16 protein-coding genes are annotated in these 16,132 nt (G+C 72.4%); 8 read left to right on the top strand and 8 right to left on the bottom strand.

Features of this window, described 5'->3' with window-relative positions:
- Positions 1-22 precede the first annotated feature (22 nt).
- Genes kdpB through AB0O21_RS01250 form a run of 4 tightly spaced genes read right to left on the bottom strand, consistent with a single transcriptional unit; the run spans position 23 to position 3,707 of the window.
- Positions 23-1,762, bottom strand: a complete 1,740-nt coding sequence (gene kdpB / locus AB0O21_RS01265) for a potassium-transporting ATPase subunit KdpB (RefSeq protein ID WP_365164712.1) — start codon at positions 1,760-1,762, stop codon at positions 23-25.
- A complete protein-coding gene (gene kdpA / locus AB0O21_RS01260; protein ID WP_365164710.1) occupies positions 1,759-3,438 on the bottom strand; it encodes a potassium-transporting ATPase subunit KdpA in 1,680 nt (559 codons plus the stop codon). The genes kdpB and kdpA overlap by 4 nt, the downstream gene beginning before the upstream one ends.
- Before the next feature lie 6 nt (positions 3,439-3,444).
- On the bottom strand, positions 3,445-3,534 hold the full coding sequence (gene kdpF, locus AB0O21_RS01255; RefSeq protein ID WP_365164708.1) for a K(+)-transporting ATPase subunit F: 90 nt from the start codon (positions 3,532-3,534) through the stop codon (positions 3,445-3,447).
- Positions 3,531-3,707: a hypothetical protein gene (locus tag AB0O21_RS01250; RefSeq protein ID WP_365164706.1), complete on the bottom strand. Its 177-nt coding sequence runs from the start codon at positions 3,705-3,707 to the stop codon at positions 3,531-3,533. The genes kdpF and AB0O21_RS01250 overlap by 4 nt, the downstream gene beginning before the upstream one ends.
- 137 nt (positions 3,708-3,844) lie before the next feature.
- Here AB0O21_RS01250 and AB0O21_RS01245 point away from each other — a divergent pair, with 137 nt between their 5' ends.
- The 3 genes from AB0O21_RS01245 to pucL all read left to right on the top strand — a co-directional run bounded on the left by AB0O21_RS01245 (position 3,845) and on the right by pucL (position 7,183).
- Positions 3,845-4,585 (top strand): SDR family oxidoreductase, encoded by a 741-nt coding sequence (locus tag AB0O21_RS01245; RefSeq protein ID WP_365164703.1) that lies wholly within the window; start codon positions 3,845-3,847, stop codon positions 4,583-4,585.
- Positions 4,586-4,673: 88 nt separating this feature from the next.
- Positions 4,674-6,035, top strand: coding sequence for an aspartate aminotransferase family protein (locus AB0O21_RS01240; protein WP_365164701.1), 1,362 nt, complete (start codon positions 4,674-4,676; stop codon positions 6,033-6,035).
- Between the two features lie 230 nt (positions 6,036-6,265).
- A complete protein-coding gene (pucL, locus tag AB0O21_RS01235; RefSeq protein ID WP_365164698.1) occupies positions 6,266-7,183 on the top strand; it encodes a factor-independent urate hydroxylase in 918 nt (305 codons plus the stop codon).
- 18 nt (positions 7,184-7,201) lie between these two features.
- On the opposite strand, the gene AB0O21_RS01230 is transcribed toward pucL, so the two are convergent.
- Positions 7,202-7,657: a histidine phosphatase family protein gene (locus AB0O21_RS01230; protein ID WP_365164696.1), complete on the bottom strand. Its 456-nt coding sequence runs from the start codon at positions 7,655-7,657 to the stop codon at positions 7,202-7,204.
- A gap of 220 nt (positions 7,658-7,877) precedes the next feature.
- Here AB0O21_RS01230 and AB0O21_RS01225 point away from each other — a divergent pair, with 220 nt between their 5' ends.
- Genes AB0O21_RS01225 through AB0O21_RS01215 form a run of 3 tightly spaced genes read left to right on the top strand, consistent with a single transcriptional unit; the run spans position 7,878 to position 9,200 of the window.
- Positions 7,878-8,090 (top strand): CbtB-domain containing protein, encoded by a 213-nt coding sequence (locus tag AB0O21_RS01225; protein WP_365164693.1) that lies wholly within the window; start codon positions 7,878-7,880, stop codon positions 8,088-8,090.
- Positions 8,091-8,133: 43 nt separating this feature from the next.
- Positions 8,134-8,925 carry a CbtA family protein gene (locus AB0O21_RS01220; RefSeq protein WP_365164691.1) on the top strand — a complete coding sequence of 264 codons (792 nt, stop codon included), beginning with the start codon at positions 8,134-8,136 and terminating at the stop codon, positions 8,923-8,925.
- A 32-nt stretch (positions 8,926-8,957) separates the two neighbouring features.
- Positions 8,958-9,200 carry a hypothetical protein gene (locus tag AB0O21_RS01215; RefSeq protein WP_365164688.1) on the top strand — a complete coding sequence of 81 codons (243 nt, stop codon included), beginning with the start codon at positions 8,958-8,960 and terminating at the stop codon, positions 9,198-9,200.
- Between the two features lies 1 nt (position 9,201).
- Here the strand turns inward: AB0O21_RS01215 and AB0O21_RS01210 are convergent, their stop codons facing one another.
- Together AB0O21_RS01210 and AB0O21_RS01205 are read right to left on the bottom strand one after the other, a co-directional pair.
- Positions 9,202-10,848 (bottom strand): multicopper oxidase domain-containing protein, encoded by a 1,647-nt coding sequence (locus AB0O21_RS01210; protein WP_365164686.1) that lies wholly within the window; start codon positions 10,846-10,848, stop codon positions 9,202-9,204.
- Positions 10,849-10,919: 71 nt separating this feature from the next.
- Positions 10,920-11,759, bottom strand: a complete 840-nt coding sequence (locus AB0O21_RS01205; protein WP_365164684.1) for an NADP-dependent oxidoreductase — start codon at positions 11,757-11,759, stop codon at positions 10,920-10,922.
- 87 nt (positions 11,760-11,846) lie between these two features.
- Here AB0O21_RS01205 and AB0O21_RS01200 point away from each other — a divergent pair, with 87 nt between their 5' ends.
- Positions 11,847-12,782 (top strand): AraC family transcriptional regulator, encoded by a 936-nt coding sequence (locus AB0O21_RS01200; protein ID WP_365164682.1) that lies wholly within the window; start codon positions 11,847-11,849, stop codon positions 12,780-12,782.
- A 7-nt stretch (positions 12,783-12,789) separates the two neighbouring features.
- On the opposite strand, the gene AB0O21_RS01195 is transcribed toward AB0O21_RS01200, so the two are convergent.
- Positions 12,790-14,697: a hypothetical protein gene (locus tag AB0O21_RS01195; RefSeq protein ID WP_365165416.1), complete on the bottom strand. Its 1,908-nt coding sequence runs from the start codon at positions 14,695-14,697 to the stop codon at positions 12,790-12,792.
- 85 nt (positions 14,698-14,782) lie between these two features.
- Here AB0O21_RS01195 and AB0O21_RS01190 point away from each other — a divergent pair, with 85 nt between their 5' ends.
- Positions 14,783-16,006, top strand: a complete 1,224-nt coding sequence (locus tag AB0O21_RS01190; protein WP_365164679.1) for a 3-oxoacyl-[acyl-carrier-protein] synthase III C-terminal domain-containing protein — start codon at positions 14,783-14,785, stop codon at positions 16,004-16,006.
- The last annotated feature ends 126 nt before the right edge of the window (positions 16,007-16,132 follow it).

Raw genomic sequence — 16,132 nt, 5'->3', positions numbered from 1 at the left:
GCAGATCAGCACGTTCCTAAATTCAGGCGAGCCCGGGGATGAGGGAGAGGAGCAGGTCGATGAGCTTGATGCCGATGAACGGGGCGATCAGGCCGCCCACGCCGTACAGGCCGACGTCGGCCTGGGCGAGGGCGGGGGCGTCGTTGGTGCCGTCGCCGGTCATCGCGACGAGCTTGCCGCCGGCCTGTTCCCGCTTGATGAGGGCCATCTTGTCCTCGGGAGTCGCCTCCGCGAGGAAGTCGTCGACGCCCGCCTCTTCGGCGATGGCCTTGGCGGTCAGCGGGTTGTCACCCGTGATCATGACGGTCTTGATGCCCATGCGGCGCAGCTCGTCGAACCGCTCGCGCATGCCCTCCTTGACGACGTCCTTGAGGTGGATGACGCCGAGGATCCTGGCTCCCCTGTCGTCCTTGACGGCGACCAGGAGCGGGGTGCCCCCGGCCTCGGAGATCGTGTCGGCGAGGAGCTCCGCGTCCTCGGCGACCTCGCCGCCCTGCTCCCCCACCCAGCTGATGACGGATCCGGCGGCGCCCTTGCGGGTCTGCCTGCCGTCGACGTCGACGCCCGACATACGGGTCTGGGCGGTGAACTCGATCCAGGTGGCGTGGGCCAGCTCGCCCTGATGGCGCTCGCGCAGCCCGTACTTCTCCTTCGCCAGGACCACGATCGAGCGGCCCTCGGGCGTCTCGTCGGCGAGGGAGGACAGCTGGGCGGCGTCGGCGAGCTCCGCCGCCGTCGTGCCCTTGACCGGTACGAACTCGGAGGCCTGGCGGTTGCCGAGGGTGATGGTGCCCGTCTTGTCGAGCAGCAGGGTCGAGACGTCGCCCGCGGCTTCCACCGCGCGGCCCGACATGGCGAGGACGTTGCGCTGCACGAGGCGGTCCATGCCCGCGATCCCGATGGCGGAGAGCAGGGCGCCGATGGTGGTCGGGATGAGGCAGACCAGCAGGGCGGTCAGCACGATCATGGACTGCTTGGCGCCCGCGTAGATCGCGAAGGGCTGGAGGGTGACGACCGCGAGCAGGAAGACGATGGTCAGCGAGGCGAGGAGGATGTTGAGCGCGATCTCGTTGGGGGTCTTCTGCCGGGCGGCGCCCTCGACCAGGTTGATCATGCGGTCGATGAAGGTCTCGCCCGGCTTCGTCGTGATCTTGATGACGATCCGGTCCGACAGCACCTTCGTACCGCCGGTGACGGCCGAGCGGTCGCCGCCCGACTCGCGGATCACCGGCGCGGACTCGCCCGTGATGGCGGACTCGTCCACGGACGCGACGCCCTCGACGACGTCACCGTCGCCCGGGATGACGTCGCCGGCCTCGCAGACCACCAGGTCGCCGATGCGCAGCTCGGTGCCGGGGACCTGCTCCTCGCCCGTGCCGTCCCGGGTCAGCCTGCGCGCCACCGTGTCGGTCTTGGCCTTGCGCAGGGTGTCCGCCTGGGCCTTGCCGCGGCCTTCGGCGACGGCCTCCGCGAGGTTCGCGAAGATCGTGGTCAGCCACAGCCAGGCCGTGATGGCCCAGCCGAACCAGTCGGTGGGGTCCTTCAGCGCGAGGGCGGTCGTGACCACCGAGCCGATCAGGACGACGAACATGACCGGCGACTTGACCATCACGCGCGGGTCGAGCTTGCGCACGGCGTCAGGGAAGGACTTCAGCAGCTGCTTCGGGTCGAACAGGCCCCCGCCGACCCGGCCCTGGTCGGGCTCCGCGTGGCCGGAGGGTGCGTCCTGGCGGGGCGCGCGGGTGGGGGTGATGGTGCTCATGAGGCGAGCCCTTCGGCAAGCGGACCCAGCGCGAGGGCCGGGAAGTAGGTGAGGCCGGTGACGATGAGGATGGTGCCGACGAGCAGGCCCGTGAACAGCGCCTTCTCGGTGCGGAGCGTGCCCGCCGTGACGGGGACGGGCGTCTGTTCGGCGAGCGAGCCGGCCAGCGCGAGGACGAAGACCATCGGCAGGAAGCGGCCGAGCAGCATCGCGATGCCGGTGGTCGTGTTGAACCACTGGGTGTCGGCGTTCAGGCCCGCGAAGGCCGAGCCGTTGTTGTTCCCGGCGGAGGTGTAGGCGTAGAGGACCTCCGAGAAGCCGTGCGCGCCGCCGTTGGCCATCGAGTGGACCGGCGTGGGCAGGGCCATCGCGAGGGCCGTGAGGCCGAGGACGACCGCCGGGGTGACGAGGATGTAGCAGGCCGCGAACTTGATCTCGCGGGTGCCGATCTTCTTGCCCAGGTACTCGGGAGTGCGGCCGACCATCAGGCCTGCGATGAACACCGCGATGACCGCCATGATCAGCATGCCGTAGAGGCCGGAGCCGACGCCGCCGGGCGCGATCTCGCCGAGCTGCATGCCCAGCAGCTGGATGCCGCCGCCGAGCCCGGTGTAGGAGGAGTGGAAGGAGTTGACCGAGCCGGTCGAGGTGAGCGTGGTCGCGACCGAGAAGATCGCGGACGCGCCGATCCCGAACCGGGTCTCCTTGCCCTCCATGGCGCCGCCCGCGGCCTGGAGCGCGGGGCCGTGGTGGGCGAACTCCGTCCACATCATCAGGGCGGTGAAGCCGAGCCAGATGGTGGCCATGGTGGCGAGGATCGCGTAGCCCTGCCTGACGGAGCCGACCATGCGGCCGAAGGTGCGGGTCAGCGCGAAGGGGATCAGCAGGATCAGGAAGATCTCGAAGAGGTTCGAGAAGGGGGTCGGGTTCTCGAAGGGGTGGGCGGAGTTGGCGTTGAAGTAGGCGCCGCCGTTGGTGCCCAGCTCCTTGATGACCTCCTGGTTGGCGACCGCGCCGCCGTTCCACTGCTGGGTGCCGCCCGCGCTGTGCCCATTCAAGAACTGGCCGACCTCGTGGATGCCGGCGAAGTTCTGGATGACGCCGGTGGCGACCAGGACGACCGCACCGACGACGGCCAGCGGCAGCAGGATGCGGAAGGTGCCGCGCACCAGGTCGGACCAGAAGTTGCCCAGTTCGCCGGTGCGGGAGCGGGCGAAGCCCCGTACGAGGGCCACGGCGACGGCCATGCCGACCGCGGCGGACACGAAGTTCTGCACCGCCAGGCCGCCCGTCTGCACGACGTGGCCCATGGTCTGCTCACCGGCGTACGACTGCCAGTTCGTGTTCGCCACGAAGGAGACGGCGGTGTTGAAGGCCTGGTCCGGCTTGACGGAGGCGAAGCCGAGGGAGCCGGGCAGGACGCCCTGCACGCGCTGGAGCAGGTAGAGGAAGAGGACGCCCACCGCGGAGAAGGCGAGGACGCTCCTCAGGTACGCCGGCCAGCGCATCTCGGCGTCGGGGTTGGCGCCGATCGCCTTGTAGATCCACTTCTCGGGTGCGCAGTGCTTCGGCGAGGAGTAGACGCGGGCCATGTACTCGCCCAGCGGGCGGTAGGCGAGGGCCAGTGCCGCGACCAGCGCGAGCAGTTGGAGCACCCCGGCGAGGACGGGACTCATCAGTGCTCAGAACCTCTCCGGGTACACGAGGGCGAGGACGAGATAGCCCAGGAGGGAGACGGCGACCAGCAGACCGACGACGCTTTCGACGCTCACAGCTTGGCCACCCCCTTGGCGATGAGGGCCACCAGCGCGAACAGCGCGATCGTGGCGGCGACGAAGGCCAGGTCGGCCATCGTGAGCTCCCGGAGGGTGCGAGGGGTGAAAATCGGACAACTCCGAGTGGACCTCCTTTTCCGGCGCTCACAGCTCCCCTTGACGGGCCTCATACGCCCACGGACCCGCCCTTGACGACTCCCTGACGCCCACCCCAGAACTTTCACATCTCGGAAACAAAATTCCGCGATGCGGTAAGTTAAGATCGCGTCCGCCCGCCACGATCAAGGACTGCCCAGGAGGAAGACCCATGGCCGAGATCCGCGTCGCCCTGATCACCGGTTCCTCGTCCGGAATCGGCGCCGCCATCGCCCGCCGGCTGAGCGCCGAAGGCATCCGCGTCGTCATCAACTCCGCCCGCAGCGAGAGCGCCGGCCGGGCACTGGCCGCCGAGCTGCCCGGAGCCGTCTACGTACAGGGCGACGTGGCCGACGCGGCGGACGCCCGGCGGATCGTGCAGAGCGCCGTCGACGCCCACGGCCGCCTGGACATCCTGGTCAACAACGCGGGCGTGACCCGCTTCATCCCGCTCGACGACCTGGAGGCCGCGGACGCCGGCGCCTGGCGCGAGATCTTCGACGTCAACGTCATCGGCGCCTGGCAGATGATCACCGCCGCCGCTCCCCACCTGCGGAAGTCCGGATCGGCCTCGGTCGTCAACATCTCCTCCGTCTCGGCCGCCCGCGCGCTCGGAAGCTCCGTCCCGTACGCCGTCAGCAAGGCCGCGGTCAACCACATGACCCGCCTGCTCGCCTCCCAGCTCGGCCCCGCCATCCGCGTCAACGCGGTGGCCCCCGGCCTCATCGACACCCCCTGGTACGAGGACGCCGAGCAGGTCTGGGAGAGCTCCCGCGACTGGATCACCGAGAACACCCCGCTGCGCCGCGTCGGCACCCCCGAGGACGTCGCGGAAGCCGCCCTCTACCTGGTCAACGCCGCCTACACGACGGGGGACGTCCTCACCGTCGACGGCGGCCGACACATCGTGTGACCCCCCTGGTCAGATCGGCGGCGCCCGGGGCCGTCCCGTGGTGTGGACACGACCCCGTGTCCACATCCTGGACGACTACCCTCTCTTTATGAACACAGTCGCCGACGCCCTCGCCGCCGCAAAAGACGCAGTCAAGGCTGCAGACCGGAAGCACGTTTTCCACTCGTGGTCGGCGCAGGAGCTCATCGACCCGCTCGCCGTGGCCGGGGCCGAGGGATCGTACTTCTGGGACTACGACGGGAACCGCTACCTCGACTTCTCGAGCGCCCTCGTCTACACCAACATCGGCTACCAGCACCCCAAGGTCACCGCGGCCATCCAGGAGCAGGCGGCCAAGCTGTGCACCGTCGCGCCCGGCTTCGCCGTCGACGTGCGCTCCGAGGCGGCCCGGCTGATCGCCGAACGCACCCCGGGCGAACTCGACAAGATCTTCTTCACCAACGGCGGGGCCGAGGCCGTGGAGAACGCCGTCCGCATGGCCCGGCTGCACACCGGCCGGCCCAAGGTGATGTCCGCGTACCGCTCCTACCACGGGGCCACCTCCACCGCGATCAACCTCACCGGTGACGCCCGCCGCTTCGGCAACGACACCGCCACCGCCGGCGTCGTCCACTTCTGGGGGCCCTTCGCCTACCGCTCGCCCTTCTACGCGGCGAACGAGGCCGAGGAGTGCGAGCGCGCCCTGCGCCACCTCGAGGACACCATCGTCTTCGAGGGCCCGCAGTCCATCGCCGCGATCGTCCTGGAGACCGTCGGCGGCGCCCCCGGCGTCCTCGTGCACCCCGACGGCTACCTGCCCGGCGTGCGCGCCCTCTGCGACCGCTACGGCATCCTGCTCGTCCTGGACGAGGTCATGGTCGGCTTCGGCCGCACCGGCGCCTGGTTCGCCGCCGACCACTGGGGCGTGGTCCCCGACCTGCTCTGCTTCGCCAAGGGCGTCAACAGCGGCTACGTGCCCCTCGGCGGCGTGGCCATCTCGCCCGCGGTCGCCGCGACCTTCGCCACCCGCCCCTACCCGGGCGGACTGACGTACTCCGGGCACGTGCTGGCCTGCGCCGCCGCCGTCGCCACCCTCAGCGTCATGGCCGAGGAGGGCGTCGTCGAGCAGTCCGCCCGCACCGGCTCCGAGCTGCTGGGCCCCGGCCTGCGCGCGCTCGCCGAGCGGCACCCCTCGGTCGGCGAGGTCCGGGGCCTGGGCACCTTCTGGGCGCTGGAGCTCGTACGGAACGCGGAGACGCGCGAGCCGCTCGTCCCGTACAACGCCGCCGGGGCCGACAACGCGCCGATGGCCGCCTTCGGGGCCGCCTGCAAGAAGGGCGGGCTCTGGCCGCTGATCGCGGGCAACCGGATCCACGTCGCACCGCCCTGCAACATCTCGGCCGAGGATGTCGCGCGCGGTCTGGAGATCCTCGACGAGGCCCTCTCCGTGGCCGATGCGCACATGGCCTGACCTGCGAAAATGTAGGGTCGCCCAAGCCGTGGGTGCCTGTCTTGGACGTTCCGCGCCATTACGAACACCACGTGAACGTGCTGAAATCCGACAGAGCACCTACGGACCGGGATGCACGTCAGTCCCGGGGCGGTCCTCCGTGACCGAACGGCGGGGAGCGGGCCTTCCGCTGGACGCCGGGCGTACGGGATCCAGTCAGTCGGACTCCGTGTACCCGAAGGAAGACAGCCATGAGCAAGCACGTCCTGGGCCAGAACCAGTACGGCAAGGCCGAGAACCGCATCGTCCACGTCACCCGCAAGGGCAGCGACGGTTCCTGGCACGAGATCCGCGACCTCAACGTCTCGGTGGCGCTGCGCGGCGAGTTCCGCGACGTCCACCTGACCGGTGACAACGCCAACTGCCTGCCGACCGACACCACCAAGAACACGGTGTACGCGTTCGGCAAGGAGCACGGCATCTCCTCTCCCGAGGCGTTCGGCATCCTGCTCGCCAAGCACTTCGTCTCCTCCCAGTCGCCGATCCGCGAGGCGCAGATCCGCATCGAGGAGTTCGCCTGGGAGCGGCTCCCCGTCCCCACCCGCAAGGAGCAGCACTCCTTCGCCCGCAAGGGCCAGGAAGTGCGCACCGCGCAGATCACCTACAGCGAGTCCACGGGTCTCCAGGTCATCTCGGGTCTGAAGGACCTGACCGTGATGAACTCGACGAACTCCGAGTTCCACGGCTACATCAAGGACAAGTACACGACGTTGCAGGAGGCGTACGACCGCATCCTGGCGACCAAGGTCACCGCGCGCTGGGCCCACTCGGCGCTCGCCGCGGACGACACCGAGTACGACTGGGACGCGTCGTACAAGAAGGTCCGCAAGAACATGCTCGAGGCCTTCGCGGAGACCTACTCGTACTCCCTGCAGCAGACCCTGAACCAGATGGCCGAGCGCGTGCTCGACACCTGCCCCAAGGTCAACGAGGTCCGCCTCAACCTCCCCAACAAGCACCACTTCCTCGTCGACCTGGAGCCCTTCGGCCTCAAGAACGACAACGAGGTCTACTTCGCGGCCGACCGCCCGTACGGCCTGATCGAGGGCACCATCCACCGTGACGGCGTCCAGCCGGTCATCGCGACCTCCGACTGGATCGTCGCCTAGGACCGCTGCTCGGCAACCTCAGTTCGGCCCGGACCGCGTCGCGGGGTCCGGGCCGTTCTGCTGTCCGACCAGCAGGTTCCAGCGGCCCGCCCGCCCGGTGAGGGTGGTCACCGACTCCGGCCGTACGTCGAGCCGCCAGAAGGCCGGCGCCGGCAGCTCCAGCGCGTGCACCACGGCCGCGCGCACGACGGCCTGCTCGACCACGAACCGGTGCGTGCCCGGCGCCAGGCCGGCCAGCTCCGCCCCGACGCGCGCGATCAGCGCGGCCACCGACTCGCCGCCCGGCGGCGCGTACGCGGGATCCGTCAGCCAGGCGTGCACCCCCGCCGGATCCGCGGCCGCCACCTCCTCCAGCGTCCGCCCCGCCCACTCCCCCGCGTCCAGGCCGCGCAGCCCGTCGGGGCCCGCGATGCCGCCGGATTCAGGGTTTCCGAAGCGTCCCTGGCGGGCAGCCGCGTCCAGTGGGGGTCTCACGAGATGAACTCGTACCGATGGGGGGTTCATAAGGGGAGCGTAAGCGCGGTACGGTCTCGGACGACATAACTACATGACGACGGTACGACGGAAGCATCGGTGAGAATCCGGCACGGTCGCGCCACTGTGAATCCTCCCGGAGGGGGAGGTAAGTCAGACCCGCCACCGTCGTCGCGAGCACCACTGACCGGGACGCGTGTTCCCTCTGGAGGTTTCAGCCATGGCCCACTCCGCCGTGCCCACGACGGCTCCCGCCGTCGCCCCGATTTCGCTCTCCGCGCTCGCCCCCTGGGCGGCCTTCGTCGCCGTCCTCATGCTGGTCCTGCTGTACTTCATCGGCATCGAGCAGGGCGCCACCGCCGTCTTCGAGGGCGAGACCGTGCACGAGTGGCTGCACGACGGCCGCCACCTGCTCGGCTTCCCCTGCCACTGATTCCCCTGCCTGATCCCCCGTCTCCGCAAGGGAACACAACTCCATGAACCCTGTCTCCCCCCGCACCCTGCTGGTCCGGGGCATGCTCGCCGGCCTGCTCGCCGGCGCGGTCGCGTTCCTCGTCGCCTACCTCCTCGGTGAGGCCAAGGTGGACGCGGCCATCGCCATCGAGGAGGCCGGCCAGGCCGCCGCCTCCGCCCACGAGCACGCCGCCGACGCCGCGGCCGCCCACAGCCACGGCGAGGAGGCCCCGGTCAGCCGGGCCCTCCAGGCGACGGCCGGCCTCGGCACGGGCGTCCTGCTCTACGGGGTCGCGCTCGGCGGCATCGCCGCGCTCGTCTACTGCTACGCCCTGGGCCGCATCGGCCGGTTCGGCCCGCGGGCCACGGCCGCGCTGGTCACCACCGGCCTGTTCGTCACGGTCACCCTGGTGCCGTTCTTCAAGTACCCGGCCAACCCGCCGGCCGTCGGCGACCCCGACACGGCCGCCCGGCGGACCGCCCTGTACCTGCTGATGATCGCCCTGAGCGCACTGCTCGCGGCGGGTGCGCTGATCCTCGGCCGGCGGCTCGCGCCGAAGCTCGGCAACTGGAACGCCTCGGTCGTCGCCGGCCTGGGCTTCGTCCTGCTCGTCGGAATCTCGTACGCCGTCCTGCCCGGCATCAACGAGGTCCCGGCGGACTTCCCGGCCGCGCTGATCTGGGAGTTCCGCCTCGCGTCGCTGGCCATCCAGACCGCGCTGTGGACGACTTTCGGCCTCGCCTTCGGTTTTCTCGCCGAACGCGCTCTTGTGCCGTCGGCCGCTCCCAAGGAGGCTTTGCAGCCTGCGAGTTGACGACAACTCCACATCGAGGGGGCCGGTAGTACATGCCGACGGCGATCAGGGAATGGCGAGGATGGACGGGCGCCGCCCCGTTCTGGCTGAATTCGCTCCTGCTGCTCCTGGCCCCCTTCACCGCCGTCACCCTGTTCGGCCAGATCGGTGTCATCGCCGCTCTGGCCGCGCTCGGCGGCCTGGCCCGCCACCTCTGGTCCGGCGACTACGGCCACCCCGCCGTGCACCTCGCCGCCGTTGCGATGGGGGCGGCGGTGGCCCTCGTCGTGATGTGAGCTAGTGCTGGTGCGAGCCGCCGGCCGGCGGCTTCGGGGTGCCCGCGGTGCCGCCCGGGTCCACGACCACGAACTGGCCCATCATTCCCTCGTCCTCGTGGTACAGCAGGTGGCAGTGGTACATGTACGGGACGTCCGGATCGGCAGGCCCGTCGAAGCGCATCGCGATGCGGACGGTCGAACCGGACGGGATGAACACGGTGTCCTTGGGGCCGCGCAGGTGCGGCGGCGGGGTCTTCCCGTCGACATCCAGGATGCGGAACTGCACGTCGTGGACGTGGAAGTTGTGCGGCATCCCGTCTTCGTTGCGCAGCGTCCAGGTCTCGGCGGTGCCCCGGGTGACCGTCTCGTCCACCCGGGCCATGTCCATCTTCCGGCCGTTGATCCCTGACATCTTCAGCTCGAAGAAGCGGTTGCGGACCGAGTCCCCGCCCGTGGGCAGGGCCGACCGGGTCAGCGCCGCCGGGACGGCCGGCGAGGGGCGCAGGGTGGGCGCGGCGCGCAGCTCCATGACGTCGAAGGAGTCGTCGCCGCCCCCGAAGCGCTGGTTCCAGAAGTCCAGTCCGGCGTCCAGGGGGTAGGAGCGCAGGACGGTCCGCCCGCCCGGCTCCATCCGTACGACGATCTCCGCGCGCTCCCCCGGGGACAGCCGCAGCCGGTCGGTCGTGTGCGGGGCTTCGAGGAGGCCGCCGTCGGAGGCGATCTGCTGGAACGGGCGGCCGTCGTCGAAGCCGAAGGTGTACACGCGGGCGGTGGAGGCGTTCAGCAGCCGCAGCCGGACCAGTTCGTCGCCGACGGTGAGGTACGGGTCGAGGGTGCCGTTGACCATCGTCCGGTCGCCCAGGAACCCGACGTTCCGCATGAGCTGGTGGCCGTGGTCGAACCGCGCGCCGTCGAACCGCACGTCCTGCACGATGACGGGCACGTCGTCGACCCCGTACATGCCCGGCAGGCCGAGCCTGCCGCTCTCCTCGTCGTCGAGGAGGAACATGCCCGCGAGGCCCCGCTGGACGTGCGTCTCGGTGGCACCGTGCGGGTGCGGGTGATACCAGAGGGTGGCGGCGGGCTGGTTGACCATCCACTCCGGTGCCCAGCTGCCGCCCGCGGGCACCATCTGGTGCGGGCCGCCGTCCATCTTGGCGGGCAGGTGCATGCCGTGCCAGTGGACCGTGGACTCCTCCGGGAGCGTGTTGGCTATCTTGACCCGGACCTTCTCGCCCTTCGCCGCGCGCAGGGTGGGGCCGAGGTAGCTGCCGTTGAAGCCCCAGGTGGGGGTCTGGACGCCGGGTTCGAACTCCGTCCGCCCCTGCTGCATCCGCAGGTCGAAGACGCGCGTCCCGTCGGCGTCGACGGTGGACGGGGCGAGCGGCGGCACGCGCAGCGCGTTGTGGAAGTCCACGGCGCCGACGGTGGACACCTCGGCTCCGGTGTAGAGCCAGGTGAAAAGCCCGCCGATGGCGAGGACGAACACGCCGGCGACGGCTCCGAGGGCCACAAGTGCCTTCTTCCAGCGCGGCATCCGGCGCTTCTGTCCGTCCGCCCGGTGCGGGCCGTTCCCGCTGTGCGCGCCGCTCTCGCCGTGCGCGCCGCCCTCGCCGTGCGCGCCGTTCTCGCTCTCACTCTTCCCGGTCTTCCCGTAATTCGGCATGTCCACGACGCTACGGACGGCCTCCCGCCCGGCCATCCGGGCCCTCCCCCGGTCCACCCCTGACCCGGCCCCTACGGGACGGGGACCAGGATCGTCTTCCCGCGCGGGAGAGTTCCCGCCTCCGCTTCCGCGTGTACGTCGGCCAGCTCGGCCAGCGGACGGACCGCCGCGGGGTTCACCGCGAGCTCGCCCGCGTCGACCAGCGCGACCAGGCGCGACAGCTGCCCGGTGTCCGGGCGGGCCACCAGGTGGATCCCGCCGGGGATCGGGGTCGCCACGGACACCGCCGTCCCGCCGGGGCGCAGCAGCGCGGGCAGGGCCGCGGCCGCTTCGGCCGTGATCGGGGCCAGGTTGAGCACGACGTCCAGGGGCTCGCCGTCCGGGGCCGTGAGGACCGTGGCCCCGGCCCACCGCGCGAGCTGCACCGCGAATGATCCGACGCCGCCGCTCGCCCCGACGATCAGGATCCGGCTGCGCCGGGCCCCCGCGCCGATCCGGGCCCCCTCGAACAGGGCCTGCCAGGCGGTCAGTCCGGCCACCGGGATCGCGGCCGCCGCGGTGAGCGGGACGGACTGCGGTGCCGGGACGAGGAGTTCGGGGTCCACCGCCACGTACCGGGCCGCGGCGCCGCCCCCGTCGAGCCGCCCGATCACCCGCTCGCCGGTGGCGACGACCGTGCCGGCCAGGTCCCAGCCCGGGGTGTGCGGCAGGTCCAGCGGGAGGACGGTCCGCAACAGCCCCGCCCGCAAGGCGAGTTCGGAGGGGTTGAAGGAGGTGGCCGCCACCTCCACGAGCACCTCGCCGGGGGCCGGGACCGGGCGCGGGACCTCTTCGCAGCGGATGACGGCGGGGCCCCCGTAGGCGTGGAAGCGGGCCGCTCGCATGGTGGTGTCGGTGCCGTTTTCGTTCATGCCTCGACGCTAGGGGCCGGGATGTGGACGATCCATGCGTGAGGGTCTCCGATTCCTGCGTGATCGTCTCCCGCTAGGCTGCGCGCCGTGGACGTACTCAGCGATGTCATCGCCCTCATGCGCACGGGCGAGCCCACATCGGCGCTCGTACGGTGGCACGCGCCCTGGGGCCAGATGTTCCCGGCGGTCCCCGGGTCGGCCGGGGTGCAGGTGGTGCTGAGCGGCAGCTGTCTGCTGGTGGCGGACGCTCCCGCGAGTCCCGTGCGGCTGAGGCTGAACGCCGGGGACGTGCTGTTCCTGCCGCACGGGCACGGCTACGCGCTGGCCTCCGACGCCTCCGCGGCCGTGGCCGGGCCGCCCGTGCTGCCCGCGGGACGGCCCGCCCTGCTGGTCCGCGACACCGTCGGGGAACCCGGCGACGGACCGGCGACCGTCACGCTGTGCGCCGGCTACCGCCTCGACCCCGAACACGCGCACCCGCTGCTGCGGGAACTCCCGGAGGTGCTGCACCTTCCCGGCGGGCGGCCCGGGGTGGCCGAGGCGGTGGCCCTGCTGGCGCGGGAGGCGCAGGCGCCCGGGCTGGGGACGGACACGCTGCTGCCGGCGCTGCTGGACGCGCTGTTGCTGTACGTACTGCGGGCACACGTGGACGATGCGGGCTCGCCCGGCGGGAGCTCACCCGGCGGAAGCGGCTGGGCGGCGGCGCTCGCCGACCCCGCCGTCGGCACTGCCCTGGCGGCCATGCACGGCGAGCCGCACCACCCCTGGACGGTCGCCGCCCTCGCCGCGCGGGCGGGGCTGTCCCGGGCCGCCTTCGCCCGCCGGTTCCGCCAACGCGTCGGGCAGCCCCCGCTCGCGTACCTCACGTGGTGGCGCATGACCACGGCCGCGCGCCTGCTGCGCACCACCGACACTCCCCTCTCGGTCATCGCGAGCCGCTCCGGCTACACCGCGGAGTACGCCTTCGCCCACGCGTTCAAGCGGGCGTACGGGACACCGCCAGGGCGCTACCGCGGGCGTTAGCCGTTGCTCAGAGCCGTTCCGCGAAGGCACGGGCCATGGCCAGGGTGGGGACCACCTCGCGGACGTGCCGGTACGGGGTGAGGTCGCGCAGCAGCCGCCCGAGCGCCTCGCGGGCCGCGCGGGAGTGGACGGCGGGGAGCGCGGTGAGGAAGGCCCGCCAGTGTTCGCAGGCGCGGGTGAGGTGCCCGAGCCGCAGGACGGTCTCGGCGAGCAGCGCGTGCGTGAGCGCGGTGGGCCGGTGGTGGCCGGGCGGCCGGGCGCGCAGCGACTGTTCGAGCGCGTCGGCGGCGGCCGGGTACTCGCCGAGTGCGAGGTGGGTCCGGGCGCGGGCGAAGTCGAGGTCGGCCTTGCCGTACGAGTCGAAGGGCCCGGGCTCTTGCGGGGCGCGGGCGAGCAGTTCGTCGGCGGCCGCCAGATCGGCGAGGGCGGCGGAGCGCTCCCCCGCGTGGGCGCGGGCCGCGGCGCGCTGGGCGAGGAGGTAGGCCCGCACGGCCGGGTCCCCGTCGCCGGTCGCGGTGTCCACGGCGAGCCGGGCCAGCCGGTCCGCGTGCGCGGGCTGCCCGAGCCGGCCCGCGTGCGTGCTCATGGCCCGCAGGGTGATGGCGTACATCCGCCGGTCCCCGGCCTGCCGGGCCAGCCCGAGGGATATGGCGTGGTACTCCTGCGCCAGGCCGTGGTGCCCGGCGTCGGCGGTCATATCGGCGAGCAGGTGCGCGAGTTGGGCATAGCAGCACAACACCTCCCGAGCATCGTCCCCGGCCCCGGCCCCAGCCCCGGCCCCGGAGGCCGACCCCGACCCGGCCCCCCTGCCGCCCGTACCCGCCCGCGCGGCAGGACCCGCCGGCGGAACCCCGCCACCGAGCCCCCCGTCCCAACCCGAACCGACCCCGAGCCCCGGACCGGCCACCCGCCCCGCCCGCCCGGCGGCACCCGCCGCCGGAACCCCACCGCCGCCGAGACCCCCATCCCGAGCCAGCCCGGCCCCGGGCCCCGAACCGGCCGCCCGCCCCGCCCGCGCACCGGCACCCGCCGAGGGAAGCCCGCCACCGAGACCCCGGGCACCACCCGAACCGGCCCCGAGCCCCGGACCGGCCACCCGCCCCGCCCGCGCAGCGGGACCCGCCGGCGGAGCGCCGCCCCCGGGGACTTGGGCGCCGGACGGACCGGGGCCGTGGGCCGGCGAGCCCCCCGGGAGGGCCCGGCAGCGTGCGGCGAAGGCGCCCGCGTCCTGGGCCAGCCAGGCGGCCAGGGCCGCGCGGGTGTGGACGCCGCCGTGCGTGAGGTACAGCCCGGCGAAGCTGTGGACGAGCGCGCGCAGTTGCTCCGCGTGCCCCGCGAGGTGGCGCCGGGCCGCGAGCTGCGCGAGCGCGGTACCGGGCATCGGTGCGGGGGTCGCCCGCGCCGGCCGCCAGGCCACGACCGGTCCCGGCCGGTACGGGCTGCGCAACAGCCCGGGGCGGGTGCGCGGGTCGGTGTCCGCGAGGGTCTGGACGGCCAGCCGGTGCAGCCCCTCCGAGTCGGCCCCGGCCCCGGCACCGGCGGCGGCACCCGCACCGGCGTCACCGGTCGGGGAGCCCTCGCCGGACGCGGCGCCGTCCGCCGGCCCGGCCTCCGCGAGGCCCGCCTCCTGCGGTGTGACCAGCCTCCCGCAGCGGTCGGTCAGCGCCGCCGCGATCAGCGTCGGCACCGGCGGACGCGGGCGCGTGCCCGACAGCCAGTGCGCCACCGCGGTGCGGTCGTAGCGCAGGGCGAGCCCCTGGAGGGTCCCGAGGGCGTTGACGCTCCGGGCCAGCTCGGCCCCCGTGCACCCGGCTTCGGCCAGCAGCGCCGCCAGCCTGTCGTTCGGCGCCCGCCGGCGCCGGCCACCCCCGCCGCCGCCATCCCCCGCGTCGCCGCCGTTCAACGCTTTCACCATTCCGGTCACGCATTTCCTTCTTCCGGTCCACGCCCTGGTGTTCTCTGAATCCGTCCCCTTCGGAATAACGACGGACCGGAGAACCATGACTTCCGCGACGACCCACGCATACGACTTTCCGTACCGGATTTCCGGAATCGGAGCCCAGATAGGCGAGATCATCTCCGTGGACGACTGGGCGCGTCTCGCCCACATCCCGCACCGCCGCCGCCTCGGCGAGGAGCTCCGGGGCGCCGACGTCGAGCGGATCCTCGGGGTCGTGTCCAAGAGCTGGGACCGGGAGCGGTTCGGGGCGCTCGACGCGGTCGTCCCCGTGGCGCGGCAGGCGCTGCGCTCCGCCCACGCCGAGCCCGCGGACATCGACGCCGTCTTCGTCGCTACCTGCACCCCGTACGAGATCATGCTCGACCAGGACGCCTTCAACCTGCTGCGGCACCTGCGCATCCCGGACAGCGTGCCCCCGTTCCAGCTCGGCGCCGGCTGCGGCGGCCTGTCGCGGGTGGCCGCGCACCTGGCCCGGACGGACGCCAAGCGGGCCCTCGTCGTCACCTACAACGCGGCCAGCCCGATCGGGATCGACGACAACGGGATCATCGCCTCCTACGGCGGCGGGAACGGCGAGCACCCCTTCGCGCACACCCTGTGGTGCTCCGGGGCGCTGTTCTCCGACGCCGCCACCGCGCTCGTCCTGGAGCGGGACGAGGATTTCGACGGGCTCGGCTTCTATTCGCGCGATTCCCTCGAATTCGGCGGCGAGCCGGGATTCAGCGATCCGCTCATCCATTACCCCGGCGGTGGCGCCGCGCACCCGCCCGGCTTCCCCGGTTCCGCGGAACTCTCCGCGTTCGGCCTCAACGGTCCGGAATTGGCCCGCTATTACTCGCGCGGGATGATGCTCAACCAGCTGACGATGGAAGCGCACCGGCCCGGCTTCGTCGACGAGGTCAGGCGCATCTACACGCACCAGGCGGGCCCGGCGCTGGTCGAGGACTACCACCAGCTCGCCGGTCTGGACGAGACGAAGGCCCCGGCGCACGCCCGTGAGCTCGGCAACCTCGTCACGTCGGCGACCCCGGTGCTCTTCTACACGGACGTGGTGAACGGCCTGATCGGCGAGGGTGACACCGCCGCCTTCTCCGTCATCGGCGCGGGCCCCGAGCGCGGGGCCTTCCTCGCCCGGGTGGCCATCGCGGGCGAGGTCACCGTGACCGAGCCGCTGCCGCCCGTCCCGGCCGTGGCGCTCGCCGCGCGAACGACGGGGCCCGGGGACGCCCCCGCAACCCGCCTGGCAAGCGCGGCAACATCCTGACTCACACCCAACCCACCGGCCCACCAGGCCCACCCGAACGGTCCGGGCCACCCTAGCCACCCGGCTCGCCCGGGCCACCTCGCCCGCCCGGCCCACCCGGGTCACCCGGCCTTCCTGGCCCGCCCG

It is taken from the genome of Streptomyces sp. NPDC091371 (genome assembly GCF_040684275.1).
GTDB lineage: Bacteria > Actinomycetota > Actinomycetes > Streptomycetales > Streptomycetaceae > Streptomyces.
Note: the sequence above shows the minus strand (reverse complement) of the source record. Positions and strands in the feature narration are given on the sequence as shown.